A 17,577-nucleotide genomic window follows, 5' to 3' on the forward strand; every position below is an offset into this window, starting at 1 on the left:
CGCCGGGGGCGGCGGGCTGACGCGGGCGGCCGAATAGACGACCGTCTCGACCGTGAGGATGACCGGCGCAGGTTCGGGCGCTGGCGGAGCGGGCAGGGCGGCCGCGAGAGGCACGACGCAGGCGGCGCACTTGGCACCCAGATGCTTGTTGACCGGGCCGTCCATCCCGCCGGACTGGATGGTCTGGGGCCCTTCTGCGGAACAGATGACCAGAGGCTGTCCGTGTTGCACCGCCGCCAGGGCCCCGAAGGGCAGCAGGGCGCCGAGCATGAGGGCGAACACCGCCGCCAGGAAGGCGAGCGACTTCGATGTCGACCAATGATCGGCGCCGGAACGGTTCACGCCTCGCCTCTACGGCGTTTCCGCCAGGCCGTACAGGCTACAGTTCGCCGCGCGCCGCCTGGCGGGGGCTGAACTTGGGCGCAGGAGCCAGGCGCATGACCTCGCCCTGATAGCGCTCGTCGTCGCCGGCGGCGGCGAAGGGAAGGGCGTCGGCGCAGGCCTGGAGCAGGGCGTCCAGCCAGGGCTGTTCGGCCTTGTGGAAGTCGCCCAGGACATGGGGCATGACCATCTCCTTCTCGCCGGGATGGCCGATCCCCATGCGCGCGCGACGGAAGTCGGGCCCCAGATGGCTGATCAGCGAGCGGACGCCGTTCTGGCCTGCGGCGCCGCCGCCGGTCTTCATGCGGAACCGGCCGGGGGCCAGGTCGATCTCGTCGTGGAAGACGATGATCTCGGACGGCTTGATCTTGTAGAAGCGTGCGGCCTCGCCCACGGCCCGCCCGCTCTCGTTCATATAGGTCTGGGGCTTCATCAGCAGGACCTTGACCGGTCCGTCCGCCGTATCGACCAGGCCCTCGCTGACGATCGACTGAAACTTGGCCCGCTCGGGCCCGAAGCGCCAGCGCCGCGCGATCTCATCGGCGGCCATGAAGCCGATGTTGTGGCGGTTCTTCTCGTATTTGGCGCCCGGATTGCCGAGCCCGGCGATGATGATCATGGCGTCCTCATGCCGCGTGCGTCGCCCAAAGAAAAGCCCCGCCGCGGCGAACCGGGCGGGGCCTGATCTTGTCGATGCGACGAAGGCTTAACCTTCGGTCTTCTCGGTCGGAGCGGCTTCGGCCTCGGCGGCTTCATCGGCGGCGGCCGACATGGCGGCGGACGAGACCTTGATGGTGGCGATCACGAAATCGCGGTCGGTGATGGTCGGCTCGACGCCCTTGGGCAGTTCGATGTCCGAGAAGCGGATGGTGTCGCCCATCTGCGACTTGATCAGGTCGACGACCAGTTCTTCCGGAATGCTGTCGGCCTTGACCATGATTTCGACCGCGTGGCGGACGACTTCCAGCGAGCCGCCCTGACGGACGAACGGCGCGTCATCGGCGTTCTTGAAGTAAACCGGAACCTCGATCTTGATCGGGGCGTGTTGATCGACGCGCATCAGGTCGAAGTGCATCGGGCGGTCCGACACCGGGTCGAACTGGATGTCCTTGGCGATGACCGGCTGGGTCTCTTCGCCGTACTTCAGCGTGACCAGGTGGCCCAGCAGCTTGCCGGTGTAGAGCGACTTGCGGAAGTCCTTCTCGTTCACCGCCACGGCGACGGGGGCCTTGTCGCCGCCGTACAGGACACCCGGCACGAAACCGGCGCGACGGGCAGCGCGTGCGCTGCCGGTGCCGACGCCATCGCGGACGTCCACGTTCAGAATGATCTCGGCCATCTGGCTCGCCTCAACAACAACGGAAACACCGCGCCAACCCTGGGCCCGCGCGGCGGGGGTCATGAACCCTCGAATTCAAGAGCGCGGGCTATTACACGCATCATGATGGATGTGCAACCGCCCTGACGGTAAATGGAACGGCAGGACGGTCGTGGCGGCGCTTTCGATCAGGCCGCCTTTGCGGCGTCTTTGAGCAGAGCGTCCGGATCGGCGACGATTGCAAGCAGTTCTGTCGTGTTGAAGGGCTTGGCCAGATGGTGATCGGCCCCGGCGGCCCGTCCGGCGGCGACGTGTTCGGGCATGGCGTTGGCCGTCAGCATGACGATGGGGGTCCGGCGGCCGCCTGCAGTCGCTTCGTGCAGGCGAATCTCCTGAGTCGCCGTCAGCCCGTCCATGACCGGCATCTGCATGTCCATCAGCACCAGATCGAAGTCGCCGGCGCGGAACGCCTCCAGCGCCTCCGCCCCGTTCTCCGCCATGGAGATCACCGAGGAGATTTGGCTCAGTATCAGTTCCAGGACGCGACGGTTTGTCGGGTGGTCGTCGGCCACCAGCACCCGGACGGGACGCCGATCGCCATCTATGGCGGGCGAAGCCTTCGCCTCCAACTGGGCCGGCGCTTCGCAGGTGATCAGGGGGAGGGTCAGGATGAAGGCGGATCCGCCACCCGGTTCGCTTTCGCAATCCAGGTCGCCCCCCATCATTTCGGCCAGCTGACGGCAGATCGACAGGCCCAGTCCTGAGCCGCCGAATTGGCGGGTGATGCCGCCGTCGGCCTGTTCGAAACGGCTGAAGAGGCGCTCGCGGGTGGCGGCGTCGAAGCCAATTCCCGTGTCCTCGACCATGAAGCGCAGGGTGGGCGCGCCCTCCTTCTCCGGGCCGCGCTGGACGGTCAGGCCGACGAAGCCCTGGCTGGTGAACTTGACCGAGTTCGAGATCAGATTGGTCAGGATCTGCTTCAGCCGCACCACGTCGCCGCGGATCCAGAGACCCGCGTCCACGTCGATATCAATGTGGAAGCCCAGGTGTTTCTCACGCGCGTTTTCGGCATAGAGTTGCGCGGCTTCGCGCACAGCTCTTTCCAGTTCGAAGGCGTCGTTGGTCAGTTCAAGCTTGCCTGATTCTACCCGCGCCAGATCCAGGATGTCGCTGAGCAAGGTCTGAAGCGTGCGTCCCGAGGCCTGCATCAGGTCCAGCATCTCATGCTGCTCCGCCGTGAGGTCGGTCTTGGACAGGGCCTGCGACAGACCGATCACGCCATTCAAAGGCGTGCGGATCTCGTGGCTCATGTTCGCAAGGAACTGGCTCTTGGCGACATTGGCCGCCTCGGCCGCGTCTCTCGTCTCTCTCAGGGCTTGGGCGTCGCGCTTCAGGGGCGTGATGTCGTTGCAGACTGTGACCGTACCGCCCTCGGCGGTGCGTCGATCCTGAATTTGCAGCCATCGGTCGCCGGCCACCCGCTGCTCTATCGTCGATTCGCCCTGGCGGCGCACACGGATGCGTTCGGTGATCCATTCGTCCTCGCGGCCAATGGCTTCGTCATATCGGCCTTCATTGATGCCGATCTGAAGGACTTCACGAAAAGTAATTCCGACCTTGAGGAAGGGCGCGAGTTCCGGATTCACCTCAGCGTAGCGCGCATTCCACAGCAGCAGGCGGTCGTCGGCGTCGTAGAAGCCCAGTCCGTCCGACATGGCCTCGACCGCTTCGCGGATATGACCCAGCGCGTTGGCCCGCGCCATATAGGCCATGAAAACCAGGGCGCTGCCGATACTGAGGATGGACAGGGCGATGAGAAACACCAGGGTTCGCATGGCGTCGGGCGAAAGGCCGGACTGCGAACTCAAGGTTGGGTCCGGCGTCACGGTTATGGCGGCCATGCCGACGAAATGCAGGAACAGGATGCACACAGAGGCGCCGAGGACCGTCGTCGCCAATCGTGTCAGTCCTTCACGCTTGTAGAAGAAGGCGGTGGTTCCACCGATCACCATGCCGCCGATGATGGACACGATCACGAGTTCGGGCCGCCAACCGAGATGCACGGGCGCCTGAAGCGCCGCCATCCCCAGATAATGCATGGCGGCCAAGCCCGAGACGGCGACAAGGGCGCCCATGACGCGGCGCCAGCGGTCGTCGCCGCTCAAGATGGTGAAGATGGCCACGCCTATCGCGGCCAGGATCACCAGCGTGGAGGCCAGGGTCATCGCCACATCGTAGGTTAGGGCGCCCACGCCGACATAGCCCTGCATGGCGATGAAATGGGTGGTCCAGATCGTGATCGAGCCGATCAATCCCGCCGAGATTGCGAGGCGGCGGCGGCGTGCTCCATCGGTGATGCGGGCGCGCTCCATGAAGCGGGAGGCTGAACCCATGCCGACGAGGCAGACGATGACGGCCAGCAGGCTCACCCGCCAGTCGTGATCACGTACGATGCAATAAAGTATCCGGTCCACGGCGTCCCCTTCAGCGCCATGCTGGACCAAACTCCTAAACAAACGGTGCGGCCACGCTTGGAAAAATCAATGTCGTCTGTCGGCGCGCCGTCACAGAATCCGTGCAAGGATTGGATTCCTTAGGCTGCTCACACGAGTCTGGCGCCGCATATGCCTTATGAATCCTCGCCTTCGCCGGTGGCGCCGATCTCGACCTCCCGTTTCTGGACGGTGGGCATCAGCATCGCAATCGCCCTGGTTGTGATGGTGGGGCTCGCCTTCATCCATCCCGAGATCGCGAATTGGCTGATCGGTGGAGCGGTGGTCGTCGCGGCTTCGGCCTGGATTCTGAACGTGCAGCCCCCTTCGGTCGCGACCTTGCCCGAAACATCAGGCGCCCCGATCGAACGGTCGGCGGATCCAAAGACGGCGGAGCTGCTGGACCGGGTGTTCGAAGCCCTGGACGACCCTGTGCTGATCATCAGCGGGGGCGAGCCCGACGACATTGCAGGCCGCCGGGTCGTCATGGCCAACAAGGCGGCGCGAGACCTGCTCCGCATCCAGAGTCAGGGCGCCTTGCTGGTTCAGGTGATCCGGGAGCCCGGCGTGCTGGAAGCCGTGGACGAGGCCCTGTTCGGCGGCGTCTCTCGAACCACGGACTACGCCACCGGAGGGCAGCGCGACCGGCGCTGGCGCGCCTGGACACGCCCCTTGGGCGACGGAGAAGGAAAAGGGCAGGGCTCTCTCGCCCTGGTCATTCTTCGTGACGAAACCGACGCGCGGCGCACCGAGATGATGCGCGTCGATTTCCTGGCCAACGCCAGCCATGAACTGCGTACGCCGCTGGCGTCCCTGAGCGGCTTCATCGAGACGCTCAAGGGACATGCGCGCGACGATGTCGCGGCCCGCGATCGCTTCCTGGACATCATGTCGGCCCAGGCGGATCGGATGGGGCGGCTGGTCGCGGACCTGTTGTCGCTCAGCCGGATCGAGCTGAATGAGCATATTCCGCCGTCCGGGCGAGTCGATCTGGATCGCGCGGCGTCCGACGTCGTCGACGCCGTCAGCGTGTTGACGCAAGAGAAGCAGATCAATGTCGTGGTCGATCAGGGCGAGGCGAGGGCCTCGATCAGCGGCGACAGGGACGAGATATTGCAGGTGGTGCAGAACCTGCTCGACAACGCCGTCAAATATTCGGCCAAGGGCGGAACGGTGGAAATTTCGGTGCGGTCCGATCTGTCGTTCGACGAGGCCTGGGCTTCGCGGATGCCCGGCGCGACGCGACTGCCCCTGGTGACGCCCGATCGGGCGGTCGGCGTCCTCTATGCGGCTGTCACGGTTCGCGATCACGGACCGGGCATGGCGCGGGAACATCTGCCGCGGCTGACGGAACGCTTCTATCGGGTCGAGGGCCAGAAGAGCGGCGAACGTCAGGGGACGGGACTGGGTCTGGCCATCGTCAAGCATATCATAAACCGCCACCAGGGCGGACTGGTGGTGGAGAGCGCCCCCGGGCTCGGGGCGGCGTTCACGGCCTGGTTCCCCATGGTGGTCGAGCGTCGTGACGTCCGGACGGCCGCCTGATGGCGCTGGAGGCCGCCGCTGTTACCGAACTGTCATCAACGTGTCTTATTCCGCTGACCATTCGCAGGCAGTAGTCGCGCCGCGTCGAAGCCGGATTCCCGGTCGCCATTCGATTCGCGCCTGCCCGCTTCGGACCCGGAATGATCTGGATTTATTTGCTGATCCTCACCGCGCTCAGCGCCGCCGCCTTTTTTGGCGGACGCGAGCTGGCGCGTCGTCGCGCCGTTGGCGCGCATCCCCACTCGCGTCCGGGGCAGCACGGCGCCTACGCGCTGATCTGGGTCGCTGCGCCCGCTCTGCTGGTTCTTATCCTTCTCAGCGTCTTCGCGGCGCCGATGGAGCGTCAGTTGACCGCCGCCGGCACGCCCGACGTGGTGGCCGAGCTTGAGCATTTCCGCCGCGACGCCTTCTTCGCCGACGCCCACCGGGTCGGTCGGGGCGAGCCGGCCCTTCAGATCTGGGAACGGCCTCTGGCCGAACAGCTACCGGTCGAAGCTCGCCGCATGGTGCGTATCGAACGCACCCTGCAATGGGGCGGCGGGGTCGCCGCTATCCTGGCTGCTATTCTCGGCGGCCTGTTCGCCCTGACCCAGATCAAGCCCCAGACCCGCGCGCGCAACCGGGTCGAAGGCTGGATTTACGGCGCCCTGTTCATCTGTTCCGCCATCGCCGTGCTGACGACCCTGGGCATCATCGCCTCGCTGGCCTTCGACTCCTTCCGCTTCTTCCAGAAGGTGCCGATCTTCGACTTCCTGTTCGGCACCCAATGGAGCCCGCAGATCGCCATCCGGGCCGACCAGGTGGGATCCACCGGCGCCTTCGGGGCCGTGCCCCTGTTCGTCGGCACCATGCTGATCATGTCGATCGCCATGTGTGTGGCGGCGCCGATCGGGCTGCTGTCCGCCATCTATCTTTCGGAATACGCCAGCCGAACCACACGGGCCGTCATCAAGCCGCTGCTCGAGATTCTCGCCGGCGTGCCGACCGTGGTCTATGGCTTCTTCGCCGCCCTGACGGTGGGACCCATCCTGCGGGTCTTCTTCAATGAGATCGGCCTGTTCCTGATGGGCGGACCGCTGGACGGACTGGGCCAGTATCTCGCTCTGGTTCAGAACCAGATGGCCCTGACGGCCGGCGCGGTGATGGGCATCATGTTGATCCCCTTCGTCTCGTCCCTGTCCGACGACATTCTGAACGCGGTGCCGCAGTCCCTGCGCGACGGCTCGTTCGCCATGGGGGCGACCAAGTCCGAGACGGTCAAGCGGGTTCTGTTGCCCGCCGCCCTGCCGGGCATCGCCGGAGCCCTGTTGCTGGCCGTGTCGCGCGCCATCGGCGAGACCATGATCGTCACCATGGCCGCCGGCCTCGCCGCCAACCTGACCTTCAATCCGCTGGATACGGTGACCACCGTCACGGTGCAGATCGTGACCCTGCTGACGGGCGACCAGGAGTTCAACAGCGCCAAGACCCTGTCGGCCTTCGGCCTGGGCCTGACCCTGTTCATGGTCACTCTGGTGCTGAACATCATCGCTCACCGGATCGTCCAGACCTATCGGGAACAATATGACTGACGCGACCCCCGATCAGATCGACGGCGCGGCCGCAAAAGGGCGGCTGGATCGTCTGCGCGCCGGCCTCAAGCGCCGTCACGCGAAAGAGACTCGGTTCAAGTGGTACGGCCGTCTGGCCATCGCGGCCGCCATGATCTTCCTGGCGATCCTGATGGTGCGTATCGTCGCCCAGGGCCACACCGCCTTCTACACCCACACCGTGACCGTGCCGGTCTATATGGACCCCGCGCGTGTGGACCGGGCCTATCCGCAAGGCTCGAACTTCGAACAGATGGCGGCCGAACAGCAGCTGAAGCGCTGGGGCATTCAGGACGATGCGGCGGGCGACGCCGCTCGCCAGATGAAGGCCCTGTTTTCTTCCGAGCTGAAGTTCGTCGCCGCCGACCTGGTCGCCAAGCGGTCGGACGTCATCGGCGAGACCGTGCCCTTGGCCGTGCCTCTGTCGGACGAGGCGGACCTGTATCTGAAGGGCGAAATCTCGAAGGATACGCCGGAAGACCAGCGCCGTCTGACCGACCAGCAGCTCGCCTGGCTGGACCGGATGCAGGCCGAAGGCGTCGTCGGTTCGCACTTCAACACCGCCCTGTTCACCAACGGCGACTCGACCCAGCCGGAACTGGCGGGCGTTCTGGGCGCCGTGGTCGGTTCCGCGCTGATGCTGATGGTCACGGCCCTGATCGCCATTCCGTTGGGCGTCGGCGCCGCCGTCTGGCTGGAAGAGTTCGCGCCGAAGAACAAGCTGACCGACATCATCGAGGTCAATATCAACAACCTCGCCGCCGTGCCGTCGATCGTCTACGGCCTGCTGGGTCTGGCCCTGTTCATCAACTGGATGCATCTGCCGCGCGCCAGTCCGATCGTCGGTGGTCTGGTCCTGGCCCTGATGGCCCTGCCGACCCTGGTGATCGCCACCCGCTCGGCGCTGAAGGCCGTCCCGCCGTCCATTCGCGAGGCCGCCCTGGCCATGGGCGCCTCCAAGACCCAGACGGTGTTCAGCCACGTCCTGCCTCTGGCCATGCCCGGCGTGATGACCGGCGCCATCATCTCCATGGCGCACGCTTTGGGCGAGACCGCGCCGCTGCTCCTGATCGGCATGGTCAGCTTCGTTCCCGGCGTGCCGCATGCGATCGACCAGCCGGTCGGCGCCCTGCCTTCGCTGATCTACATCTGGGAGAACGCCTCCGAGCGGGCGTTCCACGAACGCACCGCTGCTGCGATCATCGTTCTTCTGGTCTTCATGATCATCATGAACACGGCGGCCATCATCCTGAGGCGGCGCTTCGAGCGTCGGTGGTAAGAGAATGAAATTCCGTATCTTCCGTTCTGCTGAAGACCAGACCGGCGCCGGCGCCGCCGATCCGACCGAATCCGTTCGCATGGGCGGTCAGGTCTTGCCCGAAGCCACGCCCTCCAAAGCCGCCTCCGCCGTGGAAGCCCGGCTTGAAGACGCCACGCCTGTGAGCGGCCCGACCGTGGTCGCTACTCCGCCAACCGGACCGATCAAGATCGCGGCGCGTGACGTCTCCGTCTTCTATGACGGCAAGCAGGCGCTTTACGACGTCTCGCTGGATATTCCGGACAAGACGGTCACGGCCCTGATCGGCCCTTCGGGCTGCGGCAAGTCGACCTTCCTGCGGACCATGAACCGCATGAACGACACGATTGCGGGCTGCAAGGTCACCGGCCGCATCGCGATGGACGACGAGGACATCAACGATCGGTCCATCGACCCGGTCCTGTTGCGCGCCCGTGTCGGCATGGTGTTCCAGCGCCCGAACCCCTTCCCGAAATCCATCTACGAAAACGTCGCCTACGGCCCCAAGATCCATGGGCTGGTCAGCGCCAAGTCCGAGATGGACGGCGTGGTCGAAAGCGCCCTGAAGCGCGCCGGCCTGTGGGAAGAAGTCGCCGACCGCCTGCAGTCGTCGGCCATGGGGCTGTCGGGTGGTCAGCAGCAGCGTCTGGTCATCGCCCGCGCCATCGCGGTGAACCCCGAAGTCATCCTGATGGACGAGCCCTGCTCGGCCCTGGACCCCATCGCCACCGCGCGGATCGAGGAACTGATCGACGAACTGCGTGAGCGGTTCTGCATCGTCATCGTCACCCACTCGATGGCCCAGGCTGCACGGGTTTCGCAGCGCACCGCCTTCTTCCACATGGGTCGTCTGGTCGAGACCGGCGACACGGAAGACATCTTCCAGAACCCGCGTGAGCGGCGCACCCTGGACTACATCACGGGACGCTTCGGCTGATGAACCAGCACACGGTCAAGGCTTACGGCGACGAGCTGAACCAGATCACGGCCGAGGTCGCCCGCATGGGCGGCCTGGCCGAAGCCCAGGTCTCGGACGCCATCGATTCCGTCGCCCGGCGGGACGTGGCCTTGGCGCGCGCCGTCGTGGATCGCGACCTGAAGCTCGACGCCCTGCAACGGGATATCGAGCGGAAGGCCATCCGTCTGATCGCCCTGCGCCAGCCGGTCGCCAGCGACCTGCGTCGGACCCTGGGCGCCATGAAGATGGCGTCAGACCTGGAACGCACAGGCGACCTAGCCAAGAACATCGCCAAGCGGGCGCTGATCCTGGCGGAAGCCGAGCCGATGCAGCCCCTGACGCGTTCGATCGAGCGGATGGGCCGCCTGGTTTCGACCCGTCTGCGCGACGTTCTGGACGCCTACACCGCTTCCGAGCTCGATCGCGCCGTGGCCGTCTGGCAGACGGACGACGAGGTGGACGAGCATTACAACGCCCTGTTCCGCGAACTGCTGACCTACATGATGGGCGACCCGCGCACGATCGGGGCCTGCACCCATCTGTTGTTCATGGCCAAGAATCTGGAACGGATCGGCGACCACGCGACCAATATCGCCGAGACCGTTCACTACGAGATCACCGGCGACGACATGGTGGGCGAGCGACCGCGCGCCCTGCCGGGAGCGGAAGACGAGACCTCGACCCCCAACCTGACGACCAACTCGCACTAAGCCGAGACCGGAGACCCGAAGTGCAGCCCTATATCCTTGTGATGGAAGACGAGGACGCGCTGGCGACCCTGCTTCAGTACAATCTCGAGAAGGAAGGTTACGACGTCGCCGTCGCTTCCGACGGTGAAGAGGGCATGCTGCAGATCGATGAGCGTCAGCCCGATCTGGTCCTGCTGGACTGGATGCTGCCCAAGCTGTCCGGCATCGAGGTCTGCCGCCGTATTCGGGGCAAGGCCGAGACGCGCAACCTGCCGGTCATCATGTTGACGGCGCGGGGCGAGGAAAGCGATCGGGTTCGCGGCCTGGACACCGGAGCCGACGACTACCTGACCAAACCCTTCTCGATGGTCGAACTGATCGCCCGCATCCGCGCCGTGCTGCGCCGCATCCGGCCGGGCCTGGCCGACGATCGTCTGAACCACGGCGACATCATCATCGACCGCGTCTCGCACCGGGTGAAGCGCTCGGGCCAGGAAGTGCATCTGGGCCCGACCGAGTTCCGACTGCTGGATCATTTCATGCAGCATCCGGGCCGGGTGTTCAGCCGTGAGCAACTGCTGGACGCCGTCTGGGGCTCCGACGTCTATGTCGAGGCCCGCACGGTGGACGTCCACGTCGGCCGGCTGCGCAAGGCCCTGTCCATCGGCGACGACAGCGCCAACCCGATCCGCACCGTGCGCTCGGCGGGCTATTCGCTGGATCTGGAAGGCTAGATAAAAATGGGGCGGCCGGATCGGCCGCCCCTTTTCCATTCAGATCTGTTCGGCGACGACCTCGTCCGGCTCCAGGGCGTAGACGGTGGCGCAGTATTCGCAGGTGACGCGGATCTTGCCGTCGTCCTCGACCATGTCGGCGCGTTCGGCGGGGTCGAAAGAGGCCAGAACCGAGGCGATACGGTCCCTTGAGCAACGACAGACGGCCGTCAGCGCCCGTGCGCCCTCCAGCCGCACGCCGTCTTCGTGGAACAGGCGGAACAGCAGGGTCTCAGGCGAGATGGTCGGGTCGATCAGTTCGTCGTCGCCCAGGGTGCCGAACAGGGCGCGGGTGCGGTCCCAGACCTCTTCGGTCGAGCCGCGCGCCTCGTCGCCGGCGATGATCTGGATCATCGCCCCGCCGGCGCGCCACTGCGAACCCGCCTCGGTCAGGACCTCGCCGACGGCCAGGCGCACCTTGGTCGGAACCTGTTCGGACTGCTGGAAATAGTGTTCGGCGCACAGCGACAGGCTTTCGCCCTCTATGGGCGTGATCCCCTGGGTGCGTTCGAAGTCGGGGCCGCGATCAAGGGTCATGACGAAGACCCCCTGGCCCAGCAGGGTCTGGGCGCCGGGACGAGCGAAGCCCTGGGACGCCTCGGCCACCTCGGCTTCGTCATAGCGGCAATAGCCGCGCAGCGTGCCGTCGGTGCCATAGTCGGCGACGACATAGCGGACCGGTCCGTCGCCCTGGGCCTGGACCATCAGCCGGCCGTCGAACTTCAGGCTGGACCCGATCAGGGCCGCCAGGGCGCAGGCCTCGCCCAGCAGGGCGGCGACCGGCTCGGGATAGGCGTGGGCGGCCAGGATCTTGTCGATGGTCGCGCCCAGCCGGACCAGGCGGCCGCGCACAGGCCAGCCCTCGATCTGGAAGGCGGCGGCCAGATCGTCGGAAACGGCGGATTGAGGCGCGTGATCGGTCACGGCAAGGTCCTTGAACGGCGTCATTTCGGGATCGCGGCTATTTAGGCGCCCTGAGCCGCCTTGATAAGGGGGACGATGATCGGGGACGAATTTGCGCGCCGGCGCGGCGGCCCGCAAACTCGCGCGCAGGCCTCGAAAAACCTGTAGAATCCGCCTCGACAAATCCGGAAAAACCTCGAGAAATTGTCGAGCTCTGGAAGCAAGGAACGGTCGATGAGCGCGAAACCTGTGCTGAAGCCCCTGGGCGAGCAGTCCATCGTCGTCACCGGCGCGACCTCGGGCGTGGGGCTGGCGACGGTGCGGCGGGCGGCGCGGGCCGGCGCCCGGGTGTTTCTGATCGCGCGGGGCGAACGGGACTTGCGGACCCTGTGCGAGGAGTTGCAGGCCCAAGGCGCGCGCGTGGCCTGGGCCGTTGCCGACGTGGCCGATCCCGAGGCGTTGAAGGCGGCGGTCGAGAAATGCGTGCGGCTGTTCGGCGGCTTCGACACCTGGGTCAACAACGCCGGGGTCGGGATGTTCGGGTCGATCCGCGAGACGAGGCTGGAGGATCAGCGCCGCCTGTTCGAGACCAACTATTGGGGCGTGGTCAATGGGTCTCTGGCGGCGGCGGAGCATCTGCGGACGCGGCCGGGCGGCGGGGCGATCATCAATGTCGGCTCGATCCTGTCGGACCTGCCGCTGCCGGTGCAGGGCGTCTATGCGGCGTCCAAACATGCGGTGAAGGGGTTCACCAACGCCCTGCGGATCGAACTTTTGCGCGAGCAGGCGCCTGTAACGGTCAGCCTGGTCAAGCCCGGCGCGATCGATACCCCCTACAGCCGTCACGCCCGCAACCTGACCGGCCAGGCGGTGCATAATCCCCAGCCGGTCTATGCGACCCATGTGGTCGCCGACACCATCCTGTATTGCGCCACCCATCCGATCCGCGAGATCACGGTCGGCGGGGGAGGGCGCGTCATCGCGTCTTTCTACTCAGCTTTGCCGGGGATTGCGGAACCTCTTCTGGCGCGGTTCGCTCCATCTTTGATGCGGGACCGCCGTTCCGCCTATCGGCCGTATGACGACGGGCTCTATGACCCGACCGAGGACGGCCTCGATGAAGAGGTTCACTATCCCATGGTCCGTAATTTCAGCGCCCTGGCCGAAGTCCGCAAACATCCGGGCGTCACCGCCGGCAGCCTCGTCGCCCTTGCGGCAGGCGCCGCCGTGGTCCTGTATCTGACCCAGCGCAGCGGACCGACTCGCTATCAGCGTATCAAGACCCGTATTGATCCGCGCGGATGGGTGGACACGGAAGACCTGCGCGACCGTTTCCACGACGCCGTCGACGCCTTCCGTCATCGGGCCGAAGACGCGGGCGAGCGGGCCGGAGACTTCTCCCGCGAGGCGCGCCATCGCGCGGCTGACGCGGCCCATGATGCGCGGGGGCGGGCGGACGAATGGTTCCGCTCCACCCGCAAAGGTTCAAAGAAGGCGCTGAAGAAGCACGGCAAGACGGCGCGCCGTTATGCCGACGACGCCGGCGCCTATGCCCGCGATCACGCCCGCGAGGGCGGGGCCCTGCTGGCGGTGGCCACCATCGCCGCCGCTGTGGGCGCGGCCGTGCTGGAAAGCCGTCGCCCCGACAGCCACGTGCGCCGTATCGCGCGCTTCTGATATTTCTTGCCGTCCGCCGCGACGAATTTCGCGGCGGACGGCAAGGTTTAAGCGAAACTGAGCCTGTTCATCAGCAAGGCTCGGCTTTGCTGCGAGGGCGAAGGCGGCTAAGACCCCGCCCATGAGCGCGCGCCCCACACTGATCTTCGACTTCGATTCGACCCTGGTTGGGTTCGAGACCCTGGAAGCCCTGGCCGATATCGCCCTGGCGGGATCGCCCGAGGCCGATCAGGTCCGGGCTCAGATCGCAGATCTGACAGACAGGGCCATGTCCGGTGAAATCGCATTCGGCGAGGCGCTGCGCCGCCGTCTGGCCCTGCTGCCCCTGACCCGCGCCCATATAGCGACCCTGGCCGAGACGGCGCCGGATCACCTGACCGCCTCGGTGCGGCGCAACCTGAACTTCTTCCAGCAGCACAAGGGCAAGGTGGTCATCCTGTCCGGCGGCTTCCGCGAGGTGATCGCGCCGGTGGCCGAGATGCTGGGCGTCTCGCCTGACCGGGTGCTGTGTAACGACCTGGTCTATGACACCGACGACCGGGTGACGGGTGTCGATGACGCCAATCCCCTGTCCCAGGCTGACGGCAAGCCGGCCGTCATCCACGCCCTGAAGCTGTCGGGTCGGGTCGTCATGGTCGGCGACGGCTGGAACGACGCCGAGGTCAAGCTGGCCGGGGCCGCCGACGTCTTCTACGCCTTCACCGAGGTCGCGCGCCGTCCGTCGGTGGTCGAGGTCGCCGACGCCGAGGCCGCATCGCTGGACGAGGTGCTGCACGCCGAAGGCCTGGTCGGCCGCTGGTCCTTCCCGCGCAGCCGGATGAAGATGCTGCTGCTCGAGAACATCCACCCCGCCGCCGTCGAACGGCTGGAGGAGGCCGGTTATTCGGTGGAAACGGTCAAGGGCGCCCTGGATGAGGACGACCTGATCGCCGCCATCAAGGGCGTGCACGTGCTGGGCATCCGCTCCAAGACCACGGTCAGCCGCCGGGTGCTGGAAGAGGCCGACCGGCTGATGGCGGTCGCCGCCTTCTGCATCGGCACCAACCAGATCGACCTGGACGCCGCCTCGGACCATGGGGTCGCGGTGTTCAACGCCCCCTATTCCAACACCCGTTCGGTGGTGGAACTGGCCATCGGCCTGATGATCGTTCTGATGCGCGACGTGGTGGACAAGTCGGCCGCCATGCACGTGGGCCAGTGGAACAAGTCGGCGACGGGGTCGAAGGAACTGCGCGGCAAGACCCTGGGCATCGTCGGCTATGGCGCCATCGGCAGCCAGTTGTCGGTCCTGGCCGAGAATCTGGGGATGCGGGTGCTGTTCTATGATTTGTCGGAGCGGTTGGCCCTGGGCAACGCCCGGCGCATGCGCTCGCTGGACGCCCTGCTGGCCGAGAGCGACGTCGTGACCCTGCACGTCGATGGGCGTCGCGAGAATTCCAACATCTTCGGCGCGGCCCAGTTCGCCCGGATGAAGGAGGGGGCGCTGTTCCTGAACCTGTCGCGGGGCCATGTGGTCGACGTCGGCGCCCTGGCCCAGGCCATGGGGTCGGGCCGGGTCGCGGGCGCCGCGGTGGACGTCTTCCCCGAGGAGCCGCGCACCAATTCGGACCCGTTCGAAAGCCCGCTGCAGGGGATGAAGAACATGATCCTGACCCCGCACATCGGCGGCTCGACCGAGGAGGCCCAGGAAGCCATCGCCGAGTTCGCGGCCGAGCGTCTGCTGGGCTATCTGAACCGGGGCGACACGACCTTCAGCGTCAATCTGCCGAACGTGCAACTGGCCGAGGTCTCGGGCGCGCACCGCATCCTGCACATCCACAAGAACCAGCCGGGCGTGTTGGCCGAGCTGAACCGGGCCTTGGCGGCGGCGGGGCTGAACATCCTGGGTCAGCATCTGAAGACCGATGAGCGCACCGGCTATGTCATCACCGACGTGGACCGGGACTATGATCCCGAGGCCCTGCGGACGTTGAAGACCGTGCCGGGGACGCTGAAGTTCCGCACCCTGCACTGACGGAACGACCCGTTATCTTCCGAAGGCTGACGTAACGGCATCTTGCGCTCGCCGCAGAGTGGCGCATCCTCCCGAGTAACGGCCGCGATACACGACGGCTGTGGGAGGAAATAAATGTCACGCTATCTCACCGGCGGCGCCGTCGCCGCTCTGGTCGTCGCCGCCTGCGCCTTTGCGGGCTCGGCCTCGGCCCAGACCTACAATCGCCTGGTCGTGTTCGGCGACAGCCTGAGCGACAACGGCAACCTGTATCTGGCGTCCGGCGGCACGCAGCCGCCCAGCCCGCCCTATTACCAGGGACGATTCTCCACCGGTCCGGTCTTCACCGAACTGCTGGGCTTCAACGCGGTCAATTTCACCGGCTCCGTCAGCGGCAGCATCAACTACGCCTTCGGCGGCGCCCGCACCGACGCCTCGGCCGGCCCGCCGCCCGGGATGCTGACCCAGCTGGCCGCCTACACCAGCCGGGGCGGGACCTTCGGGTCCAATGACCTGGTCAGCGTCCTGGGCGGCGCCAACGACATCTTCCAGGGCCTGGCCGCCGCCGGCGCCTCGGCAAGCCCGGTCGGCGCCATCACTCCGGTCGCGACGTCGGCCGCCGCCAACATCAACAGCCTGGTCAACAGCGTCGCCGGCGCGGGGGCGGGGACCATACTGGTCACCAACCTGCCCAAGCTCAGCCTGACGCCGCAGTTCCGTGGCACGACGGCCGCGCCCCTCGCTGACTATGCGGTGACGACCTTCAATTCGAGCCTGCTGACGGGGTTGAACACCACGGCCGCGGGGCGGCCCGGCAGCAACATCATCCTGATGGACCTGTTCAAGATCGGCGACACCCTGGCCGCCGATCCGGGTCAGTTCGGCATCACCAACGTGACCCAGGCCTGTTTCAACGGGGTGACGGTCTGTTCGAACCCGAACAGCTATTTCTACTTCGACGGGGTCCATCCCACCGCAGCCGGGCACCAGATCATCGCCCGTCTGGCGACCGACTACCTCTACTATGGCGACGTCGGGTCCCAGGCGGCTCTGCAGGGCGAGACCACCTTCCGGCACCGCGAAGACGCCCTGGATGCAGCCAGCGAGGCCCTGTCGGGTCGTGAAGCCTGGGAGGCCGGCGTGGCGGTCACCGCCTCGGCCATGGTCGACAGCGTGGACACGGACGCGCGCCATTCGGTCACCGAGTCGTCCAGCGACGGCTGGGGCGGTCGGATCGCGCTTGAGGCGGGACCGTCGGCGAACTGGCGGTTCGGCATGGCCGGCACGGCGCGCAAGACCGATGTCGAGAGCCAGGCCCTGACCTTCAACGTCGAGAGTTTCGGCCTGGATCTGTATGGCGGCTGGCGCTCAGGCGACCTGTTCGTCAATGCGGCGGTCGGGGTGGCGCGCGACAATATCGACGACATCGAGCGCACCACCAGCCTGGCGCCCATCGTCCACACGGCCGAGACCCGCGCCTTCAGCACGGGCGCTCGGCTGCAGGGCGGGATGTGGTTCGACATGGGGGGAGTGGCCCTGTCGCCGCGTGCGGCCGTGACCTGGGCGACCAGCGACGTCGACGGCTATTGGGAGCAGGGCGTCGCCGCCCAGTACGAATATGAGGATCGCGAGATGAAGGCGATCAGCGGCGAGGTGGCGCTGCGGGCCGAGGCGGAGATGGGCGGGTTCGGCCTGTTCGCCGAGGGCGGCTATCGCGACGCCCTGGACGACAGTTCCGACCCGGTGCGCGTCGGCCTCTACAACAACCCGGCGCAGGTGCTGGAGCGGGAGGTCGAGGATCCGTTCGGCGGCCAGTTCCTGGCCTCGGCCGGGGTCGAAGGGGCGCTGGGGCCGGTCAAGGTGACGATCGCCTATCGCGGCCGGTACGGCGAACACGCCGACAGCCATATGGGCGGCGTTCAGTTGCGGCTGCCGCTATAAGAGGGAAGGCGGGGAAGGGGC

Annotated in this window: 14 protein-coding genes and 1 pseudogene; 10 read left to right on the forward strand and 5 right to left on the reverse strand. The window is 66.4% G+C overall.

All coding sequences use genetic code 11. The annotated features are described in order from the left end of the window. The 4 genes from ER13_RS06085 to ER13_RS06100 form a co-directional block, all read right to left on the reverse strand. Nucleotides 1–342 (reverse strand): hypothetical protein (locus tag ER13_RS06085; RefSeq protein WP_035307633.1); only part of this gene is annotated, 342 nt, incomplete at its 3' end. Nucleotides 343–379: 37 nt separating this feature from the next. Then, entirely contained in the window at nucleotides 380–1,000 is a 621-nt protein-coding gene (gene pth / locus ER13_RS06090) for an aminoacyl-tRNA hydrolase (protein ID WP_035307603.1), read from the reverse strand. 87 nt (nucleotides 1,001–1,087) lie between these two features. Next, complete coding sequence (locus ER13_RS06095) at nucleotides 1,088–1,720, reverse strand: 50S ribosomal protein L25/general stress protein Ctc (protein ID WP_035307605.1); 633 nt, start codon at nucleotides 1,718–1,720, stop codon at nucleotides 1,088–1,090. Between the two features lie 167 nt (nucleotides 1,721–1,887). After that, nucleotides 1,888–4,173 (reverse strand): ATP-binding protein, encoded by a 2,286-nt coding sequence (locus tag ER13_RS06100; protein ID WP_035307635.1) that lies wholly within the window; start codon nucleotides 4,171–4,173, stop codon nucleotides 1,888–1,890. 150 nt (nucleotides 4,174–4,323) lie between these two features. Between ER13_RS06100 and ER13_RS06105 the strand changes: the two genes are divergently transcribed. The 6 genes from ER13_RS06105 (at nucleotide 4,324) to phoB (ending at nucleotide 11,003) form a co-directional block, all read left to right on the forward strand. Then, nucleotides 4,324–5,736, forward strand: coding sequence for a cell wall metabolism sensor histidine kinase WalK (locus ER13_RS06105; RefSeq protein WP_008262189.1), 1,413 nt, complete (start codon nucleotides 4,324–4,326; stop codon nucleotides 5,734–5,736). Between the two features lie 140 nt (nucleotides 5,737–5,876). Continuing rightward, nucleotides 5,877–7,307 carry a phosphate ABC transporter permease subunit PstC gene (gene pstC / locus ER13_RS06110; protein WP_008264055.1) on the forward strand — a complete coding sequence of 477 codons (1,431 nt, stop codon included), beginning with the start codon at nucleotides 5,877–5,879 and terminating at the stop codon, nucleotides 7,305–7,307. Then, on the forward strand, nucleotides 7,300–8,604 hold the full coding sequence (gene pstA / locus ER13_RS06115; protein WP_035307607.1) for a phosphate ABC transporter permease PstA: 1,305 nt from the start codon (nucleotides 7,300–7,302) through the stop codon (nucleotides 8,602–8,604). Before pstC ends, pstA begins: the two co-directional genes overlap by 8 nt. Before the next feature lie 4 nt (nucleotides 8,605–8,608). Next, complete coding sequence (gene pstB / locus ER13_RS06120; RefSeq protein ID WP_035307608.1) at nucleotides 8,609–9,559, forward strand: phosphate ABC transporter ATP-binding protein PstB; 951 nt, start codon at nucleotides 8,609–8,611, stop codon at nucleotides 9,557–9,559. Then, a complete protein-coding gene (gene phoU, locus ER13_RS06125) occupies nucleotides 9,559–10,290 on the forward strand; it encodes a phosphate signaling complex protein PhoU (RefSeq protein ID WP_008262987.1) in 732 nt (243 codons plus the stop codon). The genes pstB and phoU overlap by 1 nt, the downstream gene beginning before the upstream one ends. 20 nt (nucleotides 10,291–10,310) lie before the next feature. Further along, on the forward strand, nucleotides 10,311–11,003 hold the full coding sequence (gene phoB, locus ER13_RS06130) for a phosphate regulon transcriptional regulator PhoB (RefSeq protein WP_035307610.1): 693 nt from the start codon (nucleotides 10,311–10,313) through the stop codon (nucleotides 11,001–11,003). 39 nt (nucleotides 11,004–11,042) lie between these two features. Here the strand turns inward: phoB and ER13_RS06135 are convergent, their stop codons facing one another. Then, a complete protein-coding gene (locus tag ER13_RS06135; RefSeq protein WP_035307637.1) occupies nucleotides 11,043–11,966 on the reverse strand; it encodes an Hsp33 family molecular chaperone in 924 nt (307 codons plus the stop codon). A gap of 213 nt (nucleotides 11,967–12,179) precedes the next feature. Here ER13_RS06135 and ER13_RS06140 point away from each other — a divergent pair, with 213 nt between their 5' ends. The 4 genes and pseudogenes from ER13_RS06140 to ER13_RS06150 all read left to right on the forward strand — a co-directional run bounded on the left by ER13_RS06140 (nucleotide 12,180) and on the right by ER13_RS06150 (nucleotide 17,556). Further along, nucleotides 12,180–13,622: an SDR family oxidoreductase gene (locus tag ER13_RS06140; protein WP_035307612.1), complete on the forward strand. Its 1,443-nt coding sequence runs from the start codon at nucleotides 12,180–12,182 to the stop codon at nucleotides 13,620–13,622. Between the two features lie 121 nt (nucleotides 13,623–13,743). Further along, nucleotides 13,744–14,271 (forward strand): annotated as a pseudogene (locus ER13_RS19285) (HAD-IB family phosphatase); the annotation flags it as partial. A 135-nt stretch (nucleotides 14,272–14,406) separates the two neighbouring features. Beyond that, nucleotides 14,407–15,636: a phosphoglycerate dehydrogenase gene (gene serA, locus ER13_RS19290; protein ID WP_328287919.1), complete on the forward strand. Its 1,230-nt coding sequence runs from the start codon at nucleotides 14,407–14,409 to the stop codon at nucleotides 15,634–15,636. Between the two features lie 114 nt (nucleotides 15,637–15,750). Further along, nucleotides 15,751–17,556, forward strand: a complete 1,806-nt coding sequence (locus ER13_RS06150) for an autotransporter domain-containing esterase (protein ID WP_035307615.1) — start codon at nucleotides 15,751–15,753, stop codon at nucleotides 17,554–17,556. Nucleotides 17,557–17,577: the final 21 nt, after the last annotated feature.

Source organism: Brevundimonas sp. EAKA (assembly GCF_000698025.1).
GTDB lineage: Bacteria > Pseudomonadota > Alphaproteobacteria > Caulobacterales > Caulobacteraceae > Brevundimonas > Brevundimonas mediterranea_A.

Excerpts from the sequence above, each read along its gene's own strand:
- pstA (WP_035307607.1), top strand. The coding sequence starts at position 7,300 with ATGACTGACGCGACCCCCGATCAGATCGACGGCGCGGCCGCAAAAGGG.
- pth (WP_035307603.1), bottom strand. The coding sequence starts at position 1,000 with ATGATCATCATCGCCGGGCTCGGCAATCCGGGCGCCAAATACGAGAAG.
- pstB (WP_035307608.1), top strand. The coding sequence starts at position 8,609 with ATGAAATTCCGTATCTTCCGTTCTGCTGAAGACCAGACCGGCGCCGGC.
- ER13_RS06150 (WP_035307615.1), top strand. The coding sequence starts at position 15,751 with ATGTCACGCTATCTCACCGGCGGCGCCGTCGCCGCTCTGGTCGTCGCC.
- pstC (WP_008264055.1), top strand. The coding sequence starts at position 5,877 with ATGATCTGGATTTATTTGCTGATCCTCACCGCGCTCAGCGCCGCCGCC.
- phoU (WP_008262987.1), top strand. The coding sequence starts at position 9,559 with ATGAACCAGCACACGGTCAAGGCTTACGGCGACGAGCTGAACCAGATC.
- ER13_RS06095 (WP_035307605.1), bottom strand. The coding sequence starts at position 1,720 with ATGGCCGAGATCATTCTGAACGTGGACGTCCGCGATGGCGTCGGCACC.
- ER13_RS06105 (WP_008262189.1), top strand. The coding sequence starts at position 4,324 with ATGCCTTATGAATCCTCGCCTTCGCCGGTGGCGCCGATCTCGACCTCC.
- ER13_RS06140 (WP_035307612.1), top strand. The coding sequence starts at position 12,180 with ATGAGCGCGAAACCTGTGCTGAAGCCCCTGGGCGAGCAGTCCATCGTC.